The organism is Frigoribacterium sp. ME-P-080 (assembly GCF_030209595.1).
In the GTDB taxonomy this organism is placed as follows: domain Bacteria; phylum Actinomycetota; class Actinomycetes; order Actinomycetales; family Microbacteriaceae; genus Frigoribacterium.
In genome coordinates, this window is record NZ_JARVRR010000002.1 from 185391 (window position 1) to 205565 (window position 20175).

Consider the following 20175-nt stretch of genomic DNA (forward strand, 5'->3'; position numbering starts at 1 on the left):
TTGTCGACCAATCGATCGCCCAGGTCGGCACCCGGTGTACCGGATGTCGAAACCGGACGAGAAAGTGACAAACCGCATGACGATGACAGATCCGGTCGCAGACCTGCTGACCAGACTGCGCAACGCGAACTCGGCTTTCCACGAGACCGTGTCGCTCCCGAGCAGCAAGCTCAAGTCCCACATCGCCGAGATCCTCAAGCGCGAGGGTTTCATCGAGTCGTGGAAGGTCGAAGACGCCCGCGTCGGCCAGACCCTCACGATCGACCTCAAGTACGGCCCCGCCCGTGAGCGCTCCATCAAGGGCATCAAGCGCGTGTCGAAGCCCGGCCTCCGCGTCTACGCCAAGTCGACCGAGATCCCCCAGGTGCTCGGTGGCCTCGGTGTCGCCATCCTGTCGACTTCCTCCGGTCTGTTGACCGACCGTGAGGCCCAGAAGAAGGGCGTAGGCGGAGAAGTCCTCGCCTACGTGTGGTAACTCGTCATGTCCCGAATCGGAAGACTCCCCATCTCGATCCCTGCCGGGGTCGACGTGAAGATCGACGGCCAGGCCGTCAGCGTCAAGGGCCCCAAGGGTGAGCTGTCGCTCGTCGTCAAGAGCCCCATCGAAGCCAAGATCGAAGAAGGCACGGTCGTCGTGACCCGTCCGGACGACGAGCGCGAGTCGCGTTCGCTCCACGGCCTCACGCGCACCCTGATCGCCAACCAGATCATCGGCGTCACCGAGGGCTACACCAAGGGCCTCGAAGTCGTCGGAACCGGTTACCGCGTCCAGGCCAAGGGCTCGAACGTCGAGTTCGCCCTGGGCTACTCGCACCCCATCACCGTCGAGCCGCCCGCGGGCATCAGCTTCACGGTCGAGGGCAACAACAAGCTCACCGTCGTCGGGATCGACAAGCAGGCCGTCGGCGAGATGGCTGCCAACATCCGCAAGCTGCGCAAGCCCGAGCCCTACAAGGGCAAGGGTGTCCGCTACGCCGGCGAGGTCGTCCGCCGCAAGGCCGGAAAGTCAGGTAAGTAATCATGGGTCTCGGTACACGAGGAAAAAGCAAGTCGGCTGCCACCAAGCGCCGTCACACCCGCCTGCGCAAGAAGGTCGTGGGCACCGAAGAGCGCCCCCGTCTCGTCGTCACCCGTTCGGCCCGGCACGTGTTCGTGCAGGTCGTCGACGACAGCAAGGGCTTCACCGTCGCCAGCGCATCGACCCTCGAGGCCGACCTGCGTACGTTCGACGGTGACAAGACCGCGAAGTCCCGCAAGGTCGGCGAGCTCGTCGCCGAGCGTGCGAAGGCTGCGGGCATCGAGGCCGTCGTGTTCGATCGCGGCGGCAACAAGTACGCCGGACGCGTCGCGGCCATCGCCGAAGGCGCCCGAGAGGCTGGTTTGAACCTGTGAGCGACGCTACGAACACCACTCCCCCCGCAGAGACCGAAGCGACCAAGGCACCGGCTGAGGCCGTCGTCGAGCGTCCCGTCGAGACCGCTGCCGGCTCGGAGTCGAACAACCGCGAGGGTGGTCGCACCGACCGCCGTGGCGGCCAGGGTCGCGGTGACCGCAACCAGGGTGGCCGCGGACGCGGCGACCGTGACGACAAGAGCCAGTTCCTGGAGCGCGTCGTCACGATCAACCGCGTGTCGAAGGTCGTCAAGGGCGGTCGTCGCTTCAGCTTCACCGCACTCGTCGTCGTCGGTGACGGCAACGGACTGGTCGGTGTCGGCTACGGCAAGGCCCGAGAGGTCCCCACGGCCATCAGCAAGGGCGTCGAAGAGGCAAAGAAGAACTTCTTCCGCGTCCCGCGCATCGGCAACACGATCCCGCACCCCGTGCAGGGTGAAGCCGCTGCAGGCGTCGTCATGCTGCGTCCGGCCTCGGCCGGTACCGGTGTCATCGCCGGTGGTCCCGTCCGCGCCGTGCTCGAGTGCGCCGGCGTGCACGACGTCCTGAGCAAGTCGCTCGGTTCGTCGAACACGATCAACATCGTCCACGCCACGGTCGAGGCGTTGCAGCAGCTCGAAGAGCCGCGTGCCGTCGCCGCCCGTCGTGGACTCGACATCGACGCTGTCATGCCGGCCTTCATGGTCCGTGCCGAGCAGGCAGCCCGTACCGCCGCGACCGAGAAGGCAGGTGCCTGATGGCCGCCAACCTCAAGGTGACCCAGATCAAGTCCGTAATCAGCGAGAAGCAGAACCAGCGTGACACGCTGCGGAGCCTGGGCCTCAAGCGCATCGGCCAGTCGGTCGTTCGCGAGGACACCAAGCAGAACCGCGGCTACGTCAACACGGTCGCCCACCTCGTGAAGGTCGAGGAGATTGACTAATGGCTGACGAGAAGAACGAGGCCGCCGCGAAGGCCGCCCCGAAGAAGGCCGCCGCCCCCAAGGCGACGACCACCAAGGCAGCAGCTCCCAAGGCTGCCGCCAAGAAGCCCGCAGCCGACAAGGCCGCTGCTTCGACGGGTTCGACCACCAAGGCCGCTCCCGCCTCGACGACGTCCTCCGACGACGTCGCGCGTCCCCAGGTGCTCAAGGTGCACCACCTTCGTCCGGCTCCCGGTGCCAAGAAGGCGAAGACGCGCGTCGGCCGTGGTGAGGGTTCGAAGGGTAAGACGGCCGGTCGTGGCACCAAGGGTCAGAAGGCCCGGTACCAGGTCAAGGTCGGATTCGAGGGTGGCCAGATGCCGCTCCACATGCGTACTCCGAAGCTGCGCGGGTTCAAGAACCCGTTCCGCGTCGAGTACCAGGTGGTCAACCTCGAGAAGCTGAACGAGCTCTACCCGCAGGGTGGTGACGTCACCGTCGGTGACCTCGTCGCCAAGGGTGCCGTTCGGAAGAACGAGAAGGTCAAGGTCCTCGGACAGGGCGACCTGAGCGTCAAGCTCACCGTCGCGGTCGACAAGGTCTCCGGCTCCGCCGAGGACAAGATCGTCGCCGCCGGCGGGTCCGTCAGCAAGTAAAAATCACCTGAGGGGGTGGTCCGCCAGGGCCACCCCCATCAGTCGTCTATCCTTCATACCGGGAGGCCCCACGTGTTCAGAGCTGTCGCGCGCATCATGCGCACCCCCGACCTGCGTCGCAAGATCGGGTTCACGCTCGGCATCATCGCGCTCTTCCGGTTGGGGAGCTTCATCCCCGCGCCGTTCGTCGACTACCAGAACGTGCAGGCCTGTCTCGCGGGCAACCAGGGCACCTCGGGTCTCTACGAGCTCGTCAACCTGTTCAGCGGCGGCGCTCTGCTGCAGCTGTCCGTGTTCGCGTTGGGCATCATGCCCTACATCACCTCGTCGATCATCGTGCAGTTGCTGCGCGTGGTCATCCCTCACTTCGACACCCTCTACAAAGAGGGCCAGTCCGGGCAGGCGAAGCTCACGCAGTACACGCGGTACCTCACCATCGCTCTCGGCGTCCTCCAGTCGACGACGCTCATCACCGTGGCCCGCTCGGGTGCCCTGTTCGGTTCGTCCGGCATCGCGGAGTGCAGCCAGCTGATCACGAACGACGCCTGGTACGCCGTCATGCTCATGGTCGTCACGATGACCGCCGGTACCGGCCTCATCATGTGGATGGGCGAGCTCATCACCGAGCGCGGCATCGGTAACGGCATGTCGCTGCTGATCTTCACCTCGATCGCCGCGCGCTTCCCGACCGCCCTCTGGAGCATCGCGCAGTCGCGCAGCTTCGAGATCTTCCTGCTCGTCATCGCGGTCGGACTGATCATCATGGCGCTCGTGGTCTTCGTCGAGCAGTCCCAACGGCGGATCCCCGTCCAGTACGCCAAACGCATGGTCGGTCGGCGCACGTACGGCGGCAACAACACGTACATCCCGATCAAGGTCAACATGGCCGGCGTCGTGCCGGTCATCTTCGCCTCGTCGCTGCTCTACCTCCCCGCCCTCGTCGCCCAGTTCAACCAGCCCTCCGACGGAACGGCTCCGCCCGCCTGGGTCAGCTGGGTGCAGGCCAACCTCACCTCGGGCGACAACCCGCTGTACATGGTGCTGTACTTCGCCCTCATCGTCGGGTTCACCTACTTCTACGTCGCGATCACCTTCAACCCCGAGGAGGTCGCCGACAACATGAAGAAGTACGGCGGGTTCATCCCGGGCATCCGGGCCGGTCGCCCCACGGCCGAGTACCTCGATTACGTCCTGACGCGTGTGACGCTGCCCGGTGCCCTGTACCTCGGCATCATCGCGCTCATCCCGCTGATCGCGTTGGCCACGGTCGGTGCGAACCAGAACTTCCCCTTCGGAGGCGCCAGCATCTTGATCATCGTGGGCGTCGGCCTCGAGACGGTCAAGCAGATCGACTCGCAGCTGCAGCAGCGTCACTACGAGGGCCTGCTCCGATGAGCGCCGCTGAGACCCGACTCAGCCCGCGCCTCCTCATCGTCGGTCCCCCCGGGGCCGGCAAGGGCACCCAGGCGGTCGCGATCGCCGAGTCGTTGGGCATCCCCGCGATCTCGACCGGCGACATCTTCCGCGCCAACGTCAAGAACGAGACCGAGCTCGGTCTCAAGGTCAAGGCGATCCTCGACGCGGGCGACTACGTACCGGACAGCCTCACCAACGAGCTCATCTCCGACCGGCTGTCGCAGGTCGATGCGAGCGAGGGCTTCCTCCTCGACGGCTACCCACGCACGCTGCAGCAGGTCCAATTCCTCGACGAGCACCTCGCTGCGCAGGGGCAGTCCTTGACGACCGTCGTCCAGCTGGTCGCCGAGCGGGACGAGATCGTCGAGCGACTGCGCCGGCGTGCCGTCGACCAGGGTCGTTCCGACGACACCGAGGACGCCATCCGCCACCGCCAGGACGTCTACCTCCGCGAGACCGCACCCCTGATCGACACGTACCGAGATCGAGGAATCCTCGTCGAGGTCGACGGTCTGGGCAGCATCGACGAGGTCGCCGGGCGCATCGAGTCGGCCTTGGCCGCTCGCGGCTTCACGTCCGTCGCCTCGGCCTCCTGACCTCGTGGCGTTCCGCCGCTCCGGCATCTACAAGACGGCCGACGAACTCAGACGTCTGGTCGCGCCGGGGCTGTTGACGGCCGCGTCGCTCGACGCCGTCCAGTCCGCCGTTCGTCCCGGCGTGTCCACGCTCGAACTCGACGCCGTCGCCGAAGCCGTCATCCGAGACGGTGGGGGAGAACCCAACTTCATGTTGGTGCCCGGCTACCGTCACACGGTGTGCGCGTCGGTCGGTGACGAGGTCGTCCACGGCATCCCCGGTGCGCGCGTGCTGGCGGCGGGGGACCTCGTCTCCGTCGACAGCGGAGCGCAACTCGACGGCTGGAACGGCGACAGCGCACGGAGTTTCGTCCTGGACGATGCCGGCCGCCCCGACGTGGTGGCCGAGCGGCGTCGGTTGAACGAGGTCACCGAGCAGTCCCTCTGGCACGGCATCGCCGCGCTGGCGTCGGCCTCGCACCTCAACGAGGTGGGGGGCGCCATCGAGGACTACATCGACGGGCAGGGCGACTTCGGCATCATCGAGGACTACACCGGCCACGGCATCGGTCGTTCGATGCACGAGGACCCGCCGGTGTTCAACTACCGCGTCCGCGGACGTGGCCCCGCCGTCCGGCCCGGCCTGGTGATCGCCATCGAGCCCATGGTCACGTCGGGCGGAATCGACACGGTGACCCACGACGACGGGTGGACCGTCAGCACGCGCGACGGCTCGATGGCCGCGCACTGGGAGCACTCGATCGCGGTGCACGACGGTGGCATCTGGGTGCTCACGGCACAGGACGGCGGCGCCGCGGGTCTGGCGCCGCTGGGAGTGACACCCGTCCCGATCGCCTGACCCGCGCCTCCTCGGCTCACGCCGACGACGCGAGGAGGCGCGGTGCGGCTCAGCGGGACGAGCCGACGCTGCAGGTGGCCTCGGCCGCCGACTGGCCCGTGATGGTCGAGGGCAGCGTGGTCGTCGGCGCGTCCGTCGCGGCCGGGGCGGCCGGCACGGCGGACTCCGACGTCGTGTCGGACGGCGTCGACGTCTCGCTCGGTGCGGCGGGGGGCGTGGTCGCGACCGGGGCCGTCCCGTCCGAGACGGAGCCACGTCCAGCGCTGTCGTCACCGAGGGTGAACTTCTGGTCGGCGTTCAGGGCGGCGTTCAGGGCCGCGGCGTCGGTCGTGGACTGCACCACCCTGTTCGGGTCCCGCGGATCGTCGACGACCGGGTACTGGACGAAGACGATCCCCGCGGGCTGGATGTCCCTCAGTGCGAGGGCCAGGCGCACGAGCGTGTCGGGGGAGTCGAGGGTGGACGACAACGTCATGTTGCTCAGGGCGGCCGAGGCGAGCTTGTAGAGCGTCGTCACGTCGCCGAGGGTGCCGCCCGAGATGATCTTGCGCATCATCGACGACAGGAAGACCTGCTGCGAGCTGATGCGCGCGATGTCGCTCCCGTCGCCGACGCCGTGTCGGGTCCGCAGGAAGGCGAGGGCCTCGGCGCCCTGCAGGGTGTGGGTGCCCGCAGTCAGGTCGATGCCCGAGTCGGTGTCCCGGATCGTCCGCGTGACGCAGACGTCGACCCCACCGATGGCGTTCGACATCTCGATGACGCCGTCGAAGGTGATCTTGCCGGCGTAGGGGATCGCCAGTCCGGTCATGCCCTCGACCGTCTTGACGGTGCACGAGAGCCCACCGCGTCCGAGGGTCGTGTTGAACTGCACGTAGTCCTCGGCCGGGTACACCTGGCCGTCGTCGCCGACGCATTCGGGCACGTCGATCATCAGGTCGCGGGGGAAGCTCACGGCCGTCAGCTGGGTGTGGTCCGCCGAGAGGTGGGCCAGGATCGTCACGTCGTTGCGGATGCCGTCGACCTCGCCGGCGTCGACCTGGCTGCCGTCGTCGCGTTCGTCGCTGCCCACCAGCAGGATGTTGGCGCCGCCCTGGATGGCCGAGATGTCGACCCCGGCGACCTCGTCCTCGTTGCCGAGAGAGACCGTCTGCACGCCCGAGGTCGCGGAGCGGACCGCGATGGCCGCGACGGACACGCCGCTCACGAGCACGACGGCCATCGTCCCGGCGACGAGCCCCAGGAGCATGCGGGCGGGGCCGCCGCGGCGGAGTCGGCCGTGACGAGCGACCCCCCGAGGGGAGGAGGGGGTGGTCGAGCGGTCAGGCATGGTGCTCCCGGCAGTCGTGACGCGTACCCGACGAGACGACGGCCGAGGTGGGCGGCAGAGGTCGGCGGGTGCTCCGGCGTGTCGGGTTGACCAGCCGGGTTGCTGAACTATACCGGCATCACCTAGGATCGACCTTTGGTGTTCCGTGTGCGTTTCTGCGCGCCTGGGCATCGCATCCCCGCACGACCAACACCCCTATTCTTAGCGACAGTGAGGCTATGGCCAAAAAAGACGGTGTCATCGAAATCGAAGGCGCAGTGATCGAAGCTCTGCCCAACGCGATGTTCCGCGTTGAGTTGACCAACGGACACAGGGTCCTCGCGCACATCTCCGGCAAGATGCGGCAGCACTACATCCGCATCCTGCCCGAAGACCGTGTGATCGTGGAGCTCAGCCCCTACGACCTGACCCGCGGCCGGATCGTCTACCGCTACAAGTAGGGCGTGCTGGAAAGGAACGGCCCCACGCACCCGTGGGGCACGAAGCCAGCGAGATCAAGGAATCAGCAATGAAGGTCAACCCCAGCGTCAAGCCCATCTGCGAGCACTGCAAGGTCATCCGCCGCAAGGGCAACGTCATGGTCATCTGCAAGAGCAACCCGCGCCACAAACAGCGCCAGGGCTGACTCGTCCGTCGCTCCGGCGACGTGCCGATGCCGACCCGGCCGAGCCGGGTCACACAGCAACACCCTCCCAGCAGCACCAGAACTCGTCACGGACGCCCGACAGGGTCGACGGAGGCGGGGGACACCCCGGGTCGGAGGCCCGGGCACCGGTGCTGTGACAGACCTCCACCATCTCTGAAAAGAGGCCATCATGGCACGTCTAGCAGGCGTTGACATCCCGCGCGACAAGCGCGTCGAAGTCGCACTGACCTACATCTACGGAGTCGGCCGCACCAGCGCGCTCAAGACTCTCGCCGAGACCGAGATCGACGGCAACATCCGCGTCAAGGACCTCACGGACGACCAGCTCGTCCTGCTCCGCGACTACATCGAGGGCAACTACAAGGTCGAGGGTGACCTCCGCCGCGAGGTGGCCGCCGACATCCGCCGCAAGGTCGAGATCGGTAGCTACGAGGGCATCCGCCACCGCCGCGGCCTCCCCGTCCGCGGCCAGCGCACCAAGACGAACGCTCGTACCCGCAAGGGCCCGAAGCGCACCGTCGCCGGCAAGAAGAAGGCTCGATAGGCCTCGGCTCCCGCCGTACGCCCCTCAAGGTTGTAGGAGAAAAAATTGGCAGCACCGAAGACGGCCGCGCGTAAGCCCCGCCGCAAAGAGAAGAAGAACGTCGCCGTGGGCCAGGCCCACATCAAGAGCACGTTCAACAACACGATCGTCTCGATCACCGACCCCTCGGGCGCCGTCCTGAGCTGGGCCTCGTCCGGCGCCGTCGGCTTCAAGGGCTCGCGCAAGTCGACCCCGTTCGCCGCGCAGCTCGCCGCCGAGTCCGCCGCCCGCCAGGCGCAGGAGCACGGTGTCAAGAAGGTCGACGTCTTCGTCAAGGGCCCGGGTTCGGGTCGCGAGACGGCGATCCGCTCGCTCCAGGCCGCAGGCCTCGAGGTCGGTTCGATCAACGACGTCACCCCCCAGGCGCACAACGGCTGCCGCCCGCCGAAGCGTCGTCGCGTCTAACTGAGTTACCGCCCGCCGTGCCCGACGGGCCCCGTCACCGGGGTCCGTCGGGTTCGGCGGGCTCCCCCGCGTCAGCACCGCCTCCCGCGTGTTCGCCCGAGGTGCCCACAACTCAACAGACCCGACGGGCCAGCCACCTGTCGTACCGCCAAGAGTCATATAGCGGACTCTTCGCCGAAAGGATTAAACAGTGCTCATTGCACAGCGCCCCACCCTCACCGAGGAGAACATCTCGGAGTTCCGCTCCCGCTTCGTGATCGAGCCCCTCGAGCCAGGCTTCGGTTACACCCTCGGCAACTCGCTGCGCCGCACGCTTCTCTCGTCGATCCCCGGCGCTGCTGTCACCAGCATCCGCATCGACGGTGTGCTGCACGAGTTCACGACCGTCCCCGGAGTGAAAGAGGACGTCACCGAGGTCATCCTCAACATCAAGCAGCTGGTCGTCGCCAGCGAGCACGACGAGCCCATCACGGCCTACCTGCGCAAGCAGGGTGCGGGTCAGGTCACGGCCGCCGACATCTCGGCTCCGGCCGGCGTCGAGATCCACAACCCCGAGCTCGTCATCGCCACGCTGAACGACAAGGCGAAGTTCGAGCTCGAGCTCACGATCGAGCGTGGCCGTGGTTACGTGTCGGCCGTGCAGAACCGCAGCGAGTTCAGCGAAGCCGGTCAGATCCCGATCGACTCGATCTACTCGCCCGTGCTCAAGGTCACCTACCGCGTCGAGGCGACGCGTGCCGGTGAGCGCACCGACTTCGACCGCCTGGTCGTCGACGTCGAGTCGAAGCCGTCGATCTCGCCCCGTGACGCCATCGCCTCGGCCGGTCGCACGCTGACCGAGCTGTTCGGCCTCGCCCGCGAGCTGAACACCGCCGCCGAGGGCATCGAGATCGGCCCCGCGCCGGTCGACGCCGTCCTGTCGAGCGAGCTGCAGACCCCGATCGAGGACCTCGACCTGTCGGTCCGCAGCTACAACTGCCTGAAGCGCGAGGGCATCAACACGGTGTCCGAGCTGGTCGCCCTGTCCGAGACCCAGTTGATGAACATCCGCAACTTCGGTCAGAAGTCGGTCGACGAGGTGAAGGACAAGCTCGTCGAGCTCGGCCTCTCGCTCAAGGACACGGTCCCCGGGTTCGACGGAGCCCACTTCTACAGCGGTTACGACGAAGAAGAGACCACCAACTAGGTCTCTCCGCCCGACGCCCTCCACTCTCGACTCACTTAGGAACAGACAATGCCCAAGCCCACCAAGGGACCCCGCCTCGGAGGCGGCCCGGCGCACGAGCGCCTCATGCTGGCCAACCTGGCCGCCTCGCTCTTCGAGCACAAGACGATCAAGACGACCGAGACCAAGGCCAAGCGCCTCCGTCCCGTCGCCGAGCGTCTCGTGACCTTCGCGAAGCGTGGCGACCTGCACTCGCGTCGTCGCGCCATGCAGACCCTGCGCAACAACAAAGAGGCCGCCCACATCCTCTTCACCGAGATCGCCCCGCTGGTCGAGAACCGTGACGGCGGCTACACCCGCATCACGAAGCTCGGCTTCCGCAAGGGTGACAACGCGTCGATGGTGTCCATCGAGCTCGTCCTCGAGCCCGTGAGCCCCAAGGTCAAGAACTCGAAGACCACCGCCGCGGCGGCTCCGGTCGCCGAGCCCGTCGCCGAGGAGCCCACCGAGGCTCCCGTCGACGAGACCGAGACCGTCGGGGAGTCGGCTCCCGTCGAGACCGAGACCGAGACGGCTGCCGCCGACGAGGTCGAGGCCGACGCCGCGGCGAAGTCGGACGACGAAGCAGCCAAGTAGTCCCACCAGCACCACCCGGAGGGCCCGTCACCGCGAGGTGACGGGCCCTTCGTCGTGCAGGGAGCAGGAGGGGGTCCGCACAAGAGAGGACTGGCCCCCCGGGCGGGGGTCGTTTACCTTGGCGATTGTTCTGCGACACCTGTGGTGCACCTGTGCCGCCTACGGTGACCGGAGCCCGACCCGATCACGAAGGACGTCATGTCGCCACGCCCCCGCCCACTCAAGGCCCTCGCCCTCACGACGGGCATGGCCCTCGCGCTCGGGCTCGCCCCTCTCGCGACCGCCGCGCCCGCCCTCGCCGCGCCCGACGGTTCGTCGGTGGTCATCAACGAGGCCTACCTCAAGGGAGGCAGCGCCAACGCTCCCTTCAACCGCAAGTTCGTCGAGCTATACAACCCCACGACGGCGTCGGTGTCGCTGGCCGGCTGGTCCCTGCAGTACCGCTCGGCGACGGGCGCCGGGCAGTTCTCCGCCGCCGAACTCGCCGGCACCATCGCGGCCGGTGGCTACTTCCTCGTGGCGATCCCGGGCAACGGCACCACGGGCGCCGACCTGCCCGCCCCCGACGCGAGTGCCTCGCTCAACCCGAGCGGCACCACGGGAACGGTCCTGTTGTCGAACGGCGCCGTTCCGTTGACGCTCGCACCCGGTTCGGTCCCCGCCGGGACGCCGGGCGTGGTCGACCTGCTCGGCTACGGCGCCTCGAACACCTTCGAGACGACCGTCGCTCCCGTGACGGGAACGAACCCGACGCCCAATTCGTTGGCCCGCACCGCTGGTGTCGACACCGACGTCAACGCGGCCGACTTCTCGACGCAGACCACCGTCACCCCGCAGAACTCCGGCGGCACGGGCACCGAGCCCGGTCCGGAGCCCGAGCCGCAGCCCGAGCCGACCCCCGAGGCCGACGTGACGGTCGCCCAGATCCAGGGTGCGACCGGCACGAGTCCTCTCGTCGGTCGCACGGTGACCACGCGGGGCGTCGTCACGGCCACCTACCCCACGGGTGGTCTCGACGGCTACGTCATCCAGACCCCGGGCACCGGAGGCGCACTCGACCTGGCGACGCAGGTCGCGTCGGACGCGCTGTTCGTGTACTCCGCGAGCACCGCCCCCTCGGTCGCCGTCGGCGACTACGTCGAGGTCGACGGGACCGTCACCGAGTTCTTCGGCCTGACGCAGATCACCGTCACCGGTGCGGCGTCGCTCCGGGCGCTCGACGCCTCGACCGTCGCGGCACCCCAGGCGGCGACCGTCGGCCTGCCCGCCACCGACGCCCAGCGCGAGACGCTCGAGAGCATGCTCGTGCTGCCTCAGGGCGAGTTCACCGTCGCGGACACCTACACGACGAACCAGTACGGCGAGGTCGAGCTCGCCTCGGGTGACCGGCCGCTGATCCAGCCCACCGAGGTCGCCCGACCGGGTTCGCCCGGCTACGCGGCGGTGGTCGCCGACAACGCGGCCCGTGCCGTGACCCTCGACGACGGTGCCACGACGAACTTCTTCACCGCGGCCAACCAGTCGATCCCGCTGCCCTACCTCTCGAACGAGAACCCCGTCACGGTGGGCGCCTCGGTCGCCTTCACGAAGCCGGTCGTGTTCGACTTCCGCAACTCGGCCTGGAAGTACCAGCCGACTGCCCGTCTCACCGGAGACACCGCCTACGGCGACCTGCCGGTCACGTTCGAGGACATCCGCACCGACGCCCCGCGCGAGGTGGGAGGCGACCTGAAGCTCGCCAGCTTCAACGTGCTCAACTACTTCACGACGACGGGCGACCAGCTGCGCGGCTGCACGTTCTACACGGACCGCGCGGGTGCGCCGGTGACGGTGAACAGCGGCTGCGACGCTCGTGGTGCCGCGAACGCCGAGAACCTCGCCCGCCAGCAGGTGAAGATCGTCACGGCGATCACCGCCCTGGGCGCCGACGTCGTGTCGCTCGAGGAGATCGAGAACTCGGCCCGCTTCGGCGAGGACCGCGACTCCGCACTCGCGACCCTGGTCGGGGCGCTCAACGCCGCGGCCGGCAGCGAGGTCTGGGACTACGCGCGCTCACCGGAGGCGCTGCCCGCCAACGAGGACGTCATCCGTCTGGCCTTCATCTACAAGAAGGCCGTCGCCGAGCCCGTCGGAGGGTCGACGATCCTGACCGGATCGGCCGCGTTCAGCAACGCCCGGCAGCCGCTCGCGCAGGCCTTCCGGCCCGTCGGCGGTGACGCCGGGTCGACCTTCGTCGCGATCGCGAACCACTTCAAGTCGAAGGGCAGTGGTTCGGGCCCGGACGCCGACCAGGGGGACGGTCAGGGCGGTTCGAACGGCTCGCGCGTCAACCAGGCGAACGCCCTGGTCGCCTTCGCCGCCGAGCGTGAGGCCGCTGCGGGGACCGACAAGGTGTTCCTGCTCGGCGACTTCAACGCCTACAGCCAGGAGGACCCGATCGAGGTGCTCCGCCAGGCCGGCTACGTCGACCTCGGCTCGACCGGGACCGACGAGTACAGCTACGTCTTCAGCGGTCTCAGCGGGTCCCTCGACCACGTGCTCGCCTCGCCCGCCGCGGCCGAGGCCGTCACGGGCGTGGACATCTGGAACATCAACTCGGGTGAGGGCATCGGCCTCGAGTACAGCCGCTTCAACTACAACGCCGAGCAGCTGTACCAGCCCGACCAGTTCCGCTCGAGCGACCACGACCCGGTCGTCGTCGGGGTGTCGCTGCTCGCCGCTCCCGTCGACCCCGCCCCGCCGGTGACCGACCCGGGCGCGACGCCCGGAGCCGGAGCCGGTCCGACCGTGCCGGGTGCCGGTCCCGGGGCGGTCACCCCGGGCACGACCGCACCGACCGCGGACGGCTCGCTCGCCTTCACGGGCTCCGCGCCCCTGGCCGGGTGGCTGGCGCTCGCCCTGGTGCTGATGGCGATGGGTGGCACGGTCCTCGTGGTCCGGCACCGCGCCTCCCGCATGGGCTAGGCGGAGGCGCCCGACGGCGGTCGTGACCCGGGTGACCGGGTCGCGGCCGCCGTCGTCGTCCGCCCACCCGGCAGGCCGAGGAGGCGCGGTGTCGGCCCCGTAGGATCGTCGGGTGACGATCGACGCCCCGGCCCTGACGCGCCTCCGCCTCGGGGTGGCGTACGACGGCACCGGCTTCTCGGGCTGGAGCGAACAACCCGGCCGCCGCACGGTGCAGGGCGAGATCGAGGCCGCTCTGCAGACGCTCTTCCGTCGGCTGGGGGACGTGCCGACCGTGACCGTGGCGGGTCGCACCGACGCCGGCGTGCACGCGCGCGGGCAGGTGGTGCACCTCGACCTCACCGACGCCCAGATCGCCCAGCTGCAGAAGCCGCACCGCGGCATGCGCGACCAGTCCCCGCTCGACGCCCCGACCGTGCTGGCACGGCGGCTGAACGGGCTCGCGGGCGCGTCCGACGAGATCGTGATCTCGGGTGCGCGAGTCGCGCCTCCGGGTTTCCACGCCCGTTTCGGCGCCCTCTGGCGCCGGTACGAGTACCGCATCGCGGACCGGGGGGCCGAGCGCGACCCCACGAGGCGCAGCCACACCCTCTGGTACGACCAACGCCTCGACCTCGAGCTGATGAACGCGACGGCGTCCGGCCTGCTCGGCCTGCACGACTGGGCCGCGTACTGCCGACACCGCGACTACGCGACCACCATCCGCGAGCTGCAGGAGTTCTCGTGGAGGCGCGAGGCAGACGGCGTGCTCGTCGCCTCGGTGCAGGCGGACGCGTTCTGCCACAACCTCGTGCGCAACCTTGTGGGCGCCTGCGTGGCCGTCGGCGAGGGAGCGATGGAGGCGCATCGTGCGGTGGGCGTGCGGCGCGAGGCCCAGCGCAACGGCGAGTTCCGGGTCGTGCCCGCCCACGGACTCACGATGGTCGAGGTCGGCTACCCGCCCGACGCCGAGATGGCCGCCCGGGTGGCCCTGACGCAGGTGAAGCGGTCGCACGATCAGCTGGGGGAGTGACTCCCCGGGGCGAGGCGGGCGATGGTTGACCGTCCGGCCCGTGTCGGGTAACGTGAACCCTTGGTGTCTGCGCAACTGCGCGCTTTCGCCCGAAGTTGAGCCCTCCACCTGACTCGTTCTCATCGCCTCTGCGGTGACAACGGCAACGGAGCGGGATTCACGAACCTCTCACCTCGACCAGAAAGCAGCACTACTGTGACGCGCACTTTCTCCCCCAAGCCGGCTGACGTTCAGCCGAACTGGCTGATCATCGACGCCAACGACGTCGTGCTCGGCCGCCTCGCGAGCCACGTGGCAGCCCTGCTGCGCGGCAAGCACAAGCCGACCTTCGCCCCCCACATGGACATGGGCGACTTCGTCATCGTCATCAACGCCGACAAGGTGGCCCTCACCGGCTCCAAGCTGGCCGAGAAGCTCTACTACCGTCACTCGGGTTACCCGGGCGGCATCACGGCCACCACGTACTCCGAGATGGTCGAGAAGCACCCCACCCGTGCGGTCGAGAAGGCCATCCGTGGCATGCTGCCGAAGAACTCGCTGGGCCGTGCCCAGATCAAGAAGCTGAAGGTGTACGCGGGTGCCGAGCACCCCCACGCTGCTCAGCAGCCCACGGTTTACACCCTCGACCAGGTCGCCCAGTAGCGTCCGCCTTCAGACTTAAGGACCCCCACACAGTGGCTCAGATCGCAGATTCCATCGACCAGGCTCCCGAGAGCTTCACCACCGAGAGCTCGGCCCCCGAGGCCGCCGCGACGCCCCGCCCCGTGCTGAGCGTCGGCGGTTCCGCCGTCGGTCGCCGCAAGGAGGCCATCGCTCGTGCGCGCCTCACGCCCGGCTCCGGCACGATCGTCGTGAACGGTCGCACCCTCGAGGACTACTTCCCCAACAAGCTGCACCAGCAGCTGATCAACGACCCGTTCAAGGTCCTCGACCTGCTCGGCTCGTACGACGTTGCCGTCAAGGTCACCGGTGGTGGCCCCTCGGGCCAGGCCGGTGCCCTCCGTCTCGCCATCGCCCGTGCGCTGAACGAGATCGACCGCGAGAACAACCGCGCCACGCTCAAGAAGGCCGGCTTCCTCACCCGTGACGCCCGCGTCATCGAGCGCAAGAAGGCCGGTCTCAAGAAGGCCCGCAAGGCCTCGCAGTTCTCGAAGCGCTAACCAGCACCACACAAGGCAGGTCTCGCGATGTCGCGTTTGTTCGGTACCGACGGTGTCAGAGGCCTCGCCAACCGTGAGCTGACCGCCGCGCTCGCCCTGGGGCTCTCCCAGGCGAGCGCGGTGGTGCTCACGAAGGGGCATCACGCCGATGCCCGTCGTGCCGAGGGGCGGCGCCCCGTCGCCGTCGTCGCGCGCGACCCCCGTATCTCCGGTGAGTTCCTCACCGCGGCCGTCTGTGCCGGGCTCGCCAGCTCGGGTGTCGACGTGCTCGACGCCGGAGTCATCCCGACCCCCGCCGCGGCCTTCCTGGTCGACGACATCGGCGCCGACTTCGGCGTGATGATCAGCGCATCGCACAACGCCGCGCCCGACAACGGCATCAAGTTCTTCGCCTTCGGCGGAACCAAGCTCCCCGACGAGGTCGAAGACCGCATCGAGGCCGCCATGTCCGATCCGCAGCTGATGCCGATCGGTGGCGACGTGGGCCGCATCCGTCGGTTCGCCGACGCCGAGGACCGCTACGTGCTGCACCTGCTCGGCGCCCTGCCCAACCGACTCGACGGCATCCACGTCGTCCTCGACTGTGCCCACGGGGCCGCCTCGGCCGTCTCGCCCGAGGTGTTCACCGACGCCGGCGCGACGGTCACCCTGATCGGCGCCGATCCCGACGGCGTGAACATCAACGACGGCGTGGGGTCGACCCACCTCGACAACCTCGCGAAGGCCGTCCTCGAGCACGGGGCCGACGTCGGCATCGCGCACGACGGCGACGCCGACCGCTGCCTGGCCGTCGACGCCACCGGCGCCGTGGTCGACGGCGACCAGATCATGGCCATCATCGCCCTGGCGCAGAAAGAACGTGGCGCCCTCGTCGACGACACGCTCGTCGCCACGGTGATGAGCAACCTCGGCCTCATCCGCGCCATGGCCGAGCACGGCATCACGGTCCGCCAGACCAAGGTCGGCGACCGCTACGTGCTCGAGGACATGAACGAGCACGGCTTCACCCTCGGCGGCGAGCAGTCCGGCCACATCGTCTTCGCCGACTACGCCACCACCGGCGACGGCATCCTCACCGGTCTCTCGCTCGTGGCCCGCATGGCCGCGACCGGCAAGAGCCTGGCCGAGCTCGCCTCGGTCATGACGGTCTTCCCGCAGATCATGATCAACGTGCGGGACGTCGACCGCTCGCGAGCCGCGTCCGACGAGGGCGTGGCCGAGGCCGTCCGCCGGTTCGAGGCCGAGCTCCGCGACACCGGCCGCGTGCTGCTCCGCCCCTCGGGCACCGAGCCCGTGGTGCGCGTGATGGTCGAGGCCGCCGACCAACCGACCGCCGACCGCGTCGCCCACTCGCTGGCCGACGTCGTGCGCGAGCGACTCGCCCTCTGACCCGGGCGGCGGACGGGGCGCGACGTCCCGGTGACGTCACCCGCGCCTCCTGACCGGACGCGGCGCGCGACCGGACGCGGTGCGCGACCGGACGCGGCGCCCGACCGGACGCGGTGCGCGACCGGCTGCGGCGCCCGCCCGGACGCGGCTCCTCAGCCGACCCGGCGTCGCCGCGGATCAGATCTTGCGCAGCAGGACCGAACTGACCTTGTGGTCGGCCGCCTTCCGCAGGACGAGCGTCGCCCGTGACCGGGTCGGCAACACGTTCTCGATCAGGTTGGGCTCGTTGACCGACTTCCAGATGCCCGAGGCGAACGACCGCGCCTCGGGTTCGCTCATGTCGGCGAAACGGTGGAAGAACGAGCGCTCCTGGGTGAACGCGCCCTTCTGCAGCGCGAGGAACCGTTCGACGAACCAGTTCTCGATGTCGCCGGTGCGGGCGTCGACGTAGACCGTGAAGTCGAACAGGTCGCTCAGGGCGAGCCGGCCGGCGACGGCGGGCTGCAGCACGTTCAAACCCTCGACGATCAGGATGTCGGGCCGCCGCACGACGACCTCGGCGCTCGGCATGATGTCGTAGCTGGTGTGCGAGTAGAACGGCGCCCGCACCTCTTCGGCGCCGCTCTTGACCTGCGAGACGAACCGCAGCAGGTGGCGGCGGTCGTACGACTCGGGGAACCCCTTGCGGCTCATGATGCCGCGGCGTTCGAGTTCGGCGTTCGGGTAGAGGAACCCGTCGGTGGTCACCAACTCGACGCGGGGGGTGTCGTCCCAGCGGCTGAGCAGCTCCCGCAGGAGGCGCGCGACGGTCGACTTGCCGACGGCCACCGACCCGGCGACGCCGATCACGAAGGGCGTGCGCTGGGCCCGTTCGCCGAGGAAGTCGCTCGTGGCCCGGTGCAGGTTGCGGGCGCCGGCGGCGTAGAGGTTGAGGAGGCGGCTGAGCGGGACGTAGACGTCCTGCACCTCGCGCATGTCGAGGCGGTCGCCGAGGCCGCGCAGCTGGACGATCTCGGTCTCGGTCAGCGGCAGGCGCGTCGTCGGGGCCAGGTCGGCCCAGGCGTCGCGCCCGATCTCGACGAAGGGGCTCGCGTGCACGGCGGAGGGCGCGGTCGTCGGGTTGGCTTCGGCCATGCGCACGAGGCTACCGGTCCGGGGTCGACGCGAGTCGGCACGGCCCGCCGGGCTCTCGGACGGGAACCTCTAGGATCGACCCCATGTGTGGAATCGTGGGATACGTCGGAACGGGTGACAAGAGCATCGAGGTGCTGCTGGGCGGCCTCAAGCGACTCGAGTACCGCGGGTACGATTCGGCGGGAGTCGCCGTGATCGACGCCGCGGGCGACCTCGGCACCCGCAAGAAGGCCGGCAAGCTGCAGATGCTCGTCGACGACCTCGAGGCGACGCCGCTCACCGACGGCACGACCGGCATCGGCCACACCCGGTGGGCGACCCACGGTGGCCCGACCGACGCGAACGCGCACCCCCACCTCGCGGACGACGGCAAGCTCGCCCTCATCCACAACGGCATCATCGAGAACTTCTCCGAGCTCAAGGCCGAGCTGCTCGCCGAGGGCGTCGAGTTCCTCAGCGAGACCGACTCCGAGGTCGCCGCGCACCTGGTGGCCCGGGCCTACCGTTCCTCCGGTGACCTGACCGAGGCCCTGCGCACGGTCGTCAACACCCTCGACGGCGCCTTCACGCTGCTCGTCGTGCACGCCGACCAGCCGGGCGTCGTCGTCGGCGCCCGCCGCAACTCGCCCCTCGTCATCGGCCTGGGCGAGGGCGAGAACTTCCTCGGCAGCGACGTCGCGGCCTTCGTCGCCCACACCCGTCGGGCCATGTCGATCGGGCAGGACCAGCTCGTGACGATCCGTCCCGACTCGGTCGAGGTCGTCGACTTCTCCGGGGCGCCCGTCGAGACGACCGAGTTCGAGGTCGACTGGGACGCCTCGGCCGCCGAGAAGGGCGGCTGGTCCAGCTTCATGGCGAAAGAGATCAGCGAGGAGCCCGAGGCCGTCGCCAAGACGCTGCTCGGCCGCATCACCGCCGAGGGCGCCGTGACCCTGACCGAGCTCGACGGCGTGCGCGAGCGCCTCCTGACCGTCGACCGCGTCATCGTCATCGCCTGTGGCACCGCCGCCTACGCCGGAATCCTCGGCAAGTACGCCATCGAGCAGTGGGCCCGCATCCCCGTCGAGGTCGAGCTGGCGCACGAGTTCCGCTACCGCGACCCGGTCCTCGACGAGAAGACCCTCGTGGTGTCGATCAGCCAGTCGGGCGAGACGATGGACACCCTGATGGCCGTCAAGTACGCCCGAGAGCAGGGCGCCCAGGTGCTGTCGATCTGCAACACGCAGGGCTCGACGATCCCGCGCGAGTCCGATGCCGTGCTCTACACGCACGCGGGCCCCGAGGTCGCCGTCGCGTCGACCAAGGCGTTCGTCGCCCAGGGCACCGCGCTCTTCCTGCTGGGCCTGCACCTGGCGACCCTGCGCGGCACGCTCAGCGCCGAGGCCATCGCCGAGCAGGTCACCGACCTGCACGAGATCCCCGGCAAGATCGAGCAGGTGCTCGAGTCGTCCGAGCGCATCAAGACCCTCGCCGGCTGGATGGCCGACACCCGGTCGGTGCTGTTCCTCGGGCGTCACGTGGGCTACCCCATCGCCCTCGAGGGTGCGCTCAAGCTGAAAGAACTCGCCTACATCCACGCCGAGGGCTTCGCCGCCGGCGAGCTCAAGCACGGCCCGATCGCCCTGATCGAGCCCGGTCAGATCGTCTTCGTCGTCGTCCCCAGCCCGCGCGACCCGCGGTCGTTGCACCCCAAGGTCGTCTCGAACATCCAAGAGATCCGCGCGCGCGGCGCCCGCGTCATCGCGATCGCCGAAGAGGGCGACGCCGCGGTGCTGCCCTTCGCCGACGAGGTGCTGCACATCCCGCTGGCGGCCCCGCTCTTCGAGCCCCTGCTGTCGGTCGTGCCGCTGCACATCTTCGGCATGGAGCTCGCCGCCGCCAAGGGCCTCGACGTCGACCAGCCGCGCAACCTGGCCAAGTCGGTCACCGTCGAGTAGCGGGTCGTGCAGCCGGGG

Annotated in this window: 23 protein-coding genes; 21 read left to right on the forward strand and 2 right to left on the reverse strand. The window is 69.0% G+C overall.

Annotated elements, in window-relative coordinates; translation table 11 throughout:
* The first annotated feature begins 76 nt into the window (after positions 1–76).
* From rpsH to map, 9 genes are all read left to right on the forward strand, one after another.
* Positions 77–475, forward strand: coding sequence for a 30S ribosomal protein S8 (rpsH, locus tag QRN23_RS02405; RefSeq protein ID WP_043593344.1), 399 nt, complete (start codon positions 77–79; stop codon positions 473–475).
* Positions 476–481: 6 nt separating this feature from the next.
* The gene (gene rplF / locus QRN23_RS02410; protein WP_043593343.1) at positions 482–1018 is read left to right on the forward strand and encodes a 50S ribosomal protein L6; all 537 of its coding nucleotides are present in this window, start codon (positions 482–484) and stop codon (positions 1016–1018) included.
* A gap of 2 nt (positions 1019–1020) precedes the next feature.
* Positions 1021–1392: a 50S ribosomal protein L18 gene (gene rplR, locus QRN23_RS02415; protein ID WP_043593341.1), complete on the forward strand. Its 372-nt coding sequence runs from the start codon at positions 1021–1023 to the stop codon at positions 1390–1392.
* Positions 1389–2129: a 30S ribosomal protein S5 gene (gene rpsE, locus QRN23_RS02420; protein WP_043593339.1), complete on the forward strand. Its 741-nt coding sequence runs from the start codon at positions 1389–1391 to the stop codon at positions 2127–2129. The genes rplR and rpsE overlap by 4 nt, the downstream gene beginning before the upstream one ends.
* The gene (rpmD, locus tag QRN23_RS02425) at positions 2129–2314 is read left to right on the forward strand and encodes a 50S ribosomal protein L30 (protein ID WP_043593338.1); all 186 of its coding nucleotides are present in this window, start codon (positions 2129–2131) and stop codon (positions 2312–2314) included. The genes rpsE and rpmD overlap by 1 nt, the downstream gene beginning before the upstream one ends.
* On the forward strand, positions 2314–2949 hold the full coding sequence (gene rplO / locus QRN23_RS02430) for a 50S ribosomal protein L15 (RefSeq protein ID WP_082460060.1): 636 nt from the start codon (positions 2314–2316) through the stop codon (positions 2947–2949). The genes rpmD and rplO overlap by 1 nt, the downstream gene beginning before the upstream one ends.
* A 72-nt stretch (positions 2950–3021) precedes the next feature.
* A complete protein-coding gene (gene secY / locus QRN23_RS02435) occupies positions 3022–4344 on the forward strand; it encodes a preprotein translocase subunit SecY (protein WP_043593336.1) in 1323 nt (440 codons plus the stop codon).
* Positions 4341–4961 (forward strand): adenylate kinase, encoded by a 621-nt coding sequence (locus QRN23_RS02440; RefSeq protein WP_285062360.1) that lies wholly within the window; start codon positions 4341–4343, stop codon positions 4959–4961. The genes secY and QRN23_RS02440 overlap by 4 nt, the downstream gene beginning before the upstream one ends.
* Positions 4962–4965: 4 nt before the next feature.
* On the forward strand, positions 4966–5799 hold the full coding sequence (map, locus tag QRN23_RS02445) for a type I methionyl aminopeptidase (RefSeq protein ID WP_159827809.1): 834 nt from the start codon (positions 4966–4968) through the stop codon (positions 5797–5799).
* A 49-nt stretch (positions 5800–5848) separates the two neighbouring features.
* On the opposite strand, the gene QRN23_RS02450 is transcribed toward map, so the two are convergent.
* Positions 5849–7126: an LCP family protein gene (locus QRN23_RS02450; RefSeq protein ID WP_285062363.1), complete on the reverse strand. Its 1278-nt coding sequence runs from the start codon at positions 7124–7126 to the stop codon at positions 5849–5851.
* 218 nt (positions 7127–7344) lie between these two features.
* On the opposite strand from QRN23_RS02450, the gene infA reads away from it, so the two are divergent.
* The 11 genes from infA (at position 7345) to glmM (ending at position 17086) form a co-directional block, all read left to right on the forward strand.
* Positions 7345–7566, forward strand: a complete 222-nt coding sequence (infA, locus tag QRN23_RS02455; RefSeq protein WP_043593329.1) for a translation initiation factor IF-1 — start codon at positions 7345–7347, stop codon at positions 7564–7566.
* Between the two features lie 68 nt (positions 7567–7634).
* Positions 7635–7751 (forward strand): 50S ribosomal protein L36, encoded by a 117-nt coding sequence (gene rpmJ / locus QRN23_RS02460; RefSeq protein WP_043593327.1) that lies wholly within the window; start codon positions 7635–7637, stop codon positions 7749–7751.
* A 190-nt stretch (positions 7752–7941) separates the two neighbouring features.
* Positions 7942–8316: a 30S ribosomal protein S13 gene (gene rpsM, locus QRN23_RS02465; protein ID WP_043593325.1), complete on the forward strand. Its 375-nt coding sequence runs from the start codon at positions 7942–7944 to the stop codon at positions 8314–8316.
* 45 nt (positions 8317–8361) lie between these two features.
* Complete coding sequence (rpsK, locus tag QRN23_RS02470) at positions 8362–8760, forward strand: 30S ribosomal protein S11 (protein WP_043593323.1); 399 nt, start codon at positions 8362–8364, stop codon at positions 8758–8760.
* Positions 8761–8950: 190 nt separating this feature from the next.
* Complete coding sequence (locus QRN23_RS02475; protein WP_043593322.1) at positions 8951–9946, forward strand: DNA-directed RNA polymerase subunit alpha; 996 nt, start codon at positions 8951–8953, stop codon at positions 9944–9946.
* A 48-nt stretch (positions 9947–9994) separates the two neighbouring features.
* Positions 9995–10561 (forward strand): 50S ribosomal protein L17, encoded by a 567-nt coding sequence (gene rplQ, locus QRN23_RS02480; protein ID WP_285062369.1) that lies wholly within the window; start codon positions 9995–9997, stop codon positions 10559–10561.
* Between the two features lie 198 nt (positions 10562–10759).
* Positions 10760–13525, forward strand: coding sequence for an ExeM/NucH family extracellular endonuclease (locus QRN23_RS02485; protein ID WP_285062371.1), 2766 nt, complete (start codon positions 10760–10762; stop codon positions 13523–13525).
* A gap of 112 nt (positions 13526–13637) precedes the next feature.
* Complete coding sequence (locus tag QRN23_RS02490) at positions 13638–14537, forward strand: tRNA pseudouridine synthase A (protein ID WP_236557048.1); 900 nt, start codon at positions 13638–13640, stop codon at positions 14535–14537.
* Between the two features lie 195 nt (positions 14538–14732).
* A complete protein-coding gene (rplM, locus tag QRN23_RS02495) occupies positions 14733–15179 on the forward strand; it encodes a 50S ribosomal protein L13 (protein WP_043593314.1) in 447 nt (148 codons plus the stop codon).
* A gap of 32 nt (positions 15180–15211) precedes the next feature.
* Positions 15212–15697: a 30S ribosomal protein S9 gene (gene rpsI, locus QRN23_RS02500; protein WP_082059799.1), complete on the forward strand. Its 486-nt coding sequence runs from the start codon at positions 15212–15214 to the stop codon at positions 15695–15697.
* Positions 15698–15724: 27 nt separating this feature from the next.
* Positions 15725–17086 carry a phosphoglucosamine mutase gene (gene glmM, locus QRN23_RS02505; protein ID WP_285062376.1) on the forward strand — a complete coding sequence of 454 codons (1362 nt, stop codon included), beginning with the start codon at positions 15725–15727 and terminating at the stop codon, positions 17084–17086.
* Between the two features lie 177 nt (positions 17087–17263).
* Here the strand turns inward: glmM and coaA are convergent, their stop codons facing one another.
* Positions 17264–18220 (reverse strand): type I pantothenate kinase, encoded by a 957-nt coding sequence (coaA, locus tag QRN23_RS02510; protein ID WP_123571284.1) that lies wholly within the window; start codon positions 18218–18220, stop codon positions 17264–17266.
* Positions 18221–18303: 83 nt separating this feature from the next.
* Between coaA and glmS the strand changes: the two genes are divergently transcribed.
* On the forward strand, positions 18304–20157 hold the full coding sequence (glmS, locus tag QRN23_RS02515; protein WP_123571283.1) for a glutamine--fructose-6-phosphate transaminase (isomerizing): 1854 nt from the start codon (positions 18304–18306) through the stop codon (positions 20155–20157).
* The last annotated feature ends 18 nt before the right edge of the window (positions 20158–20175 follow it).

Coding starts and splice junctions, on each gene's coding strand:
- rpsH (WP_043593344.1), top strand. CDS start 77: ATGACGATGACAGATCCGGTCGCAGACCTGCTGACCAGACTGCGCAAC.
- rplF (WP_043593343.1), top strand. CDS start 482: ATGTCCCGAATCGGAAGACTCCCCATCTCGATCCCTGCCGGGGTCGAC.
- rplR (WP_043593341.1), top strand. CDS start 1,021: ATGGGTCTCGGTACACGAGGAAAAAGCAAGTCGGCTGCCACCAAGCGC.
- rpmD (WP_043593338.1), top strand. CDS start 2,129: ATGGCCGCCAACCTCAAGGTGACCCAGATCAAGTCCGTAATCAGCGAG.
- rplO (WP_082460060.1), top strand. CDS start 2,314: ATGGCTGACGAGAAGAACGAGGCCGCCGCGAAGGCCGCCCCGAAGAAG.
- QRN23_RS02440 (WP_285062360.1), top strand. CDS start 4,341: ATGAGCGCCGCTGAGACCCGACTCAGCCCGCGCCTCCTCATCGTCGGT.
- QRN23_RS02450 (WP_285062363.1), bottom strand. CDS start 7,126: ATGCCTGACCGCTCGACCACCCCCTCCTCCCCTCGGGGGGTCGCTCGT.
- infA (WP_043593329.1), top strand. CDS start 7,345: ATGGCCAAAAAAGACGGTGTCATCGAAATCGAAGGCGCAGTGATCGAA.
- rpmJ (WP_043593327.1), top strand. CDS start 7,635: ATGAAGGTCAACCCCAGCGTCAAGCCCATCTGCGAGCACTGCAAGGTC.
- rpsM (WP_043593325.1), top strand. CDS start 7,942: ATGGCACGTCTAGCAGGCGTTGACATCCCGCGCGACAAGCGCGTCGAA.
- rplQ (WP_285062369.1), top strand. CDS start 9,995: ATGCCCAAGCCCACCAAGGGACCCCGCCTCGGAGGCGGCCCGGCGCAC.
- QRN23_RS02485 (WP_285062371.1), top strand. CDS start 10,760: ATGTCGCCACGCCCCCGCCCACTCAAGGCCCTCGCCCTCACGACGGGC.
- glmM (WP_285062376.1), top strand. CDS start 15,725: ATGTCGCGTTTGTTCGGTACCGACGGTGTCAGAGGCCTCGCCAACCGT.
- coaA (WP_123571284.1), bottom strand. CDS start 18,220: ATGGCCGAAGCCAACCCGACGACCGCGCCCTCCGCCGTGCACGCGAGC.
- glmS (WP_123571283.1), top strand. CDS start 18,304: ATGTGTGGAATCGTGGGATACGTCGGAACGGGTGACAAGAGCATCGAG.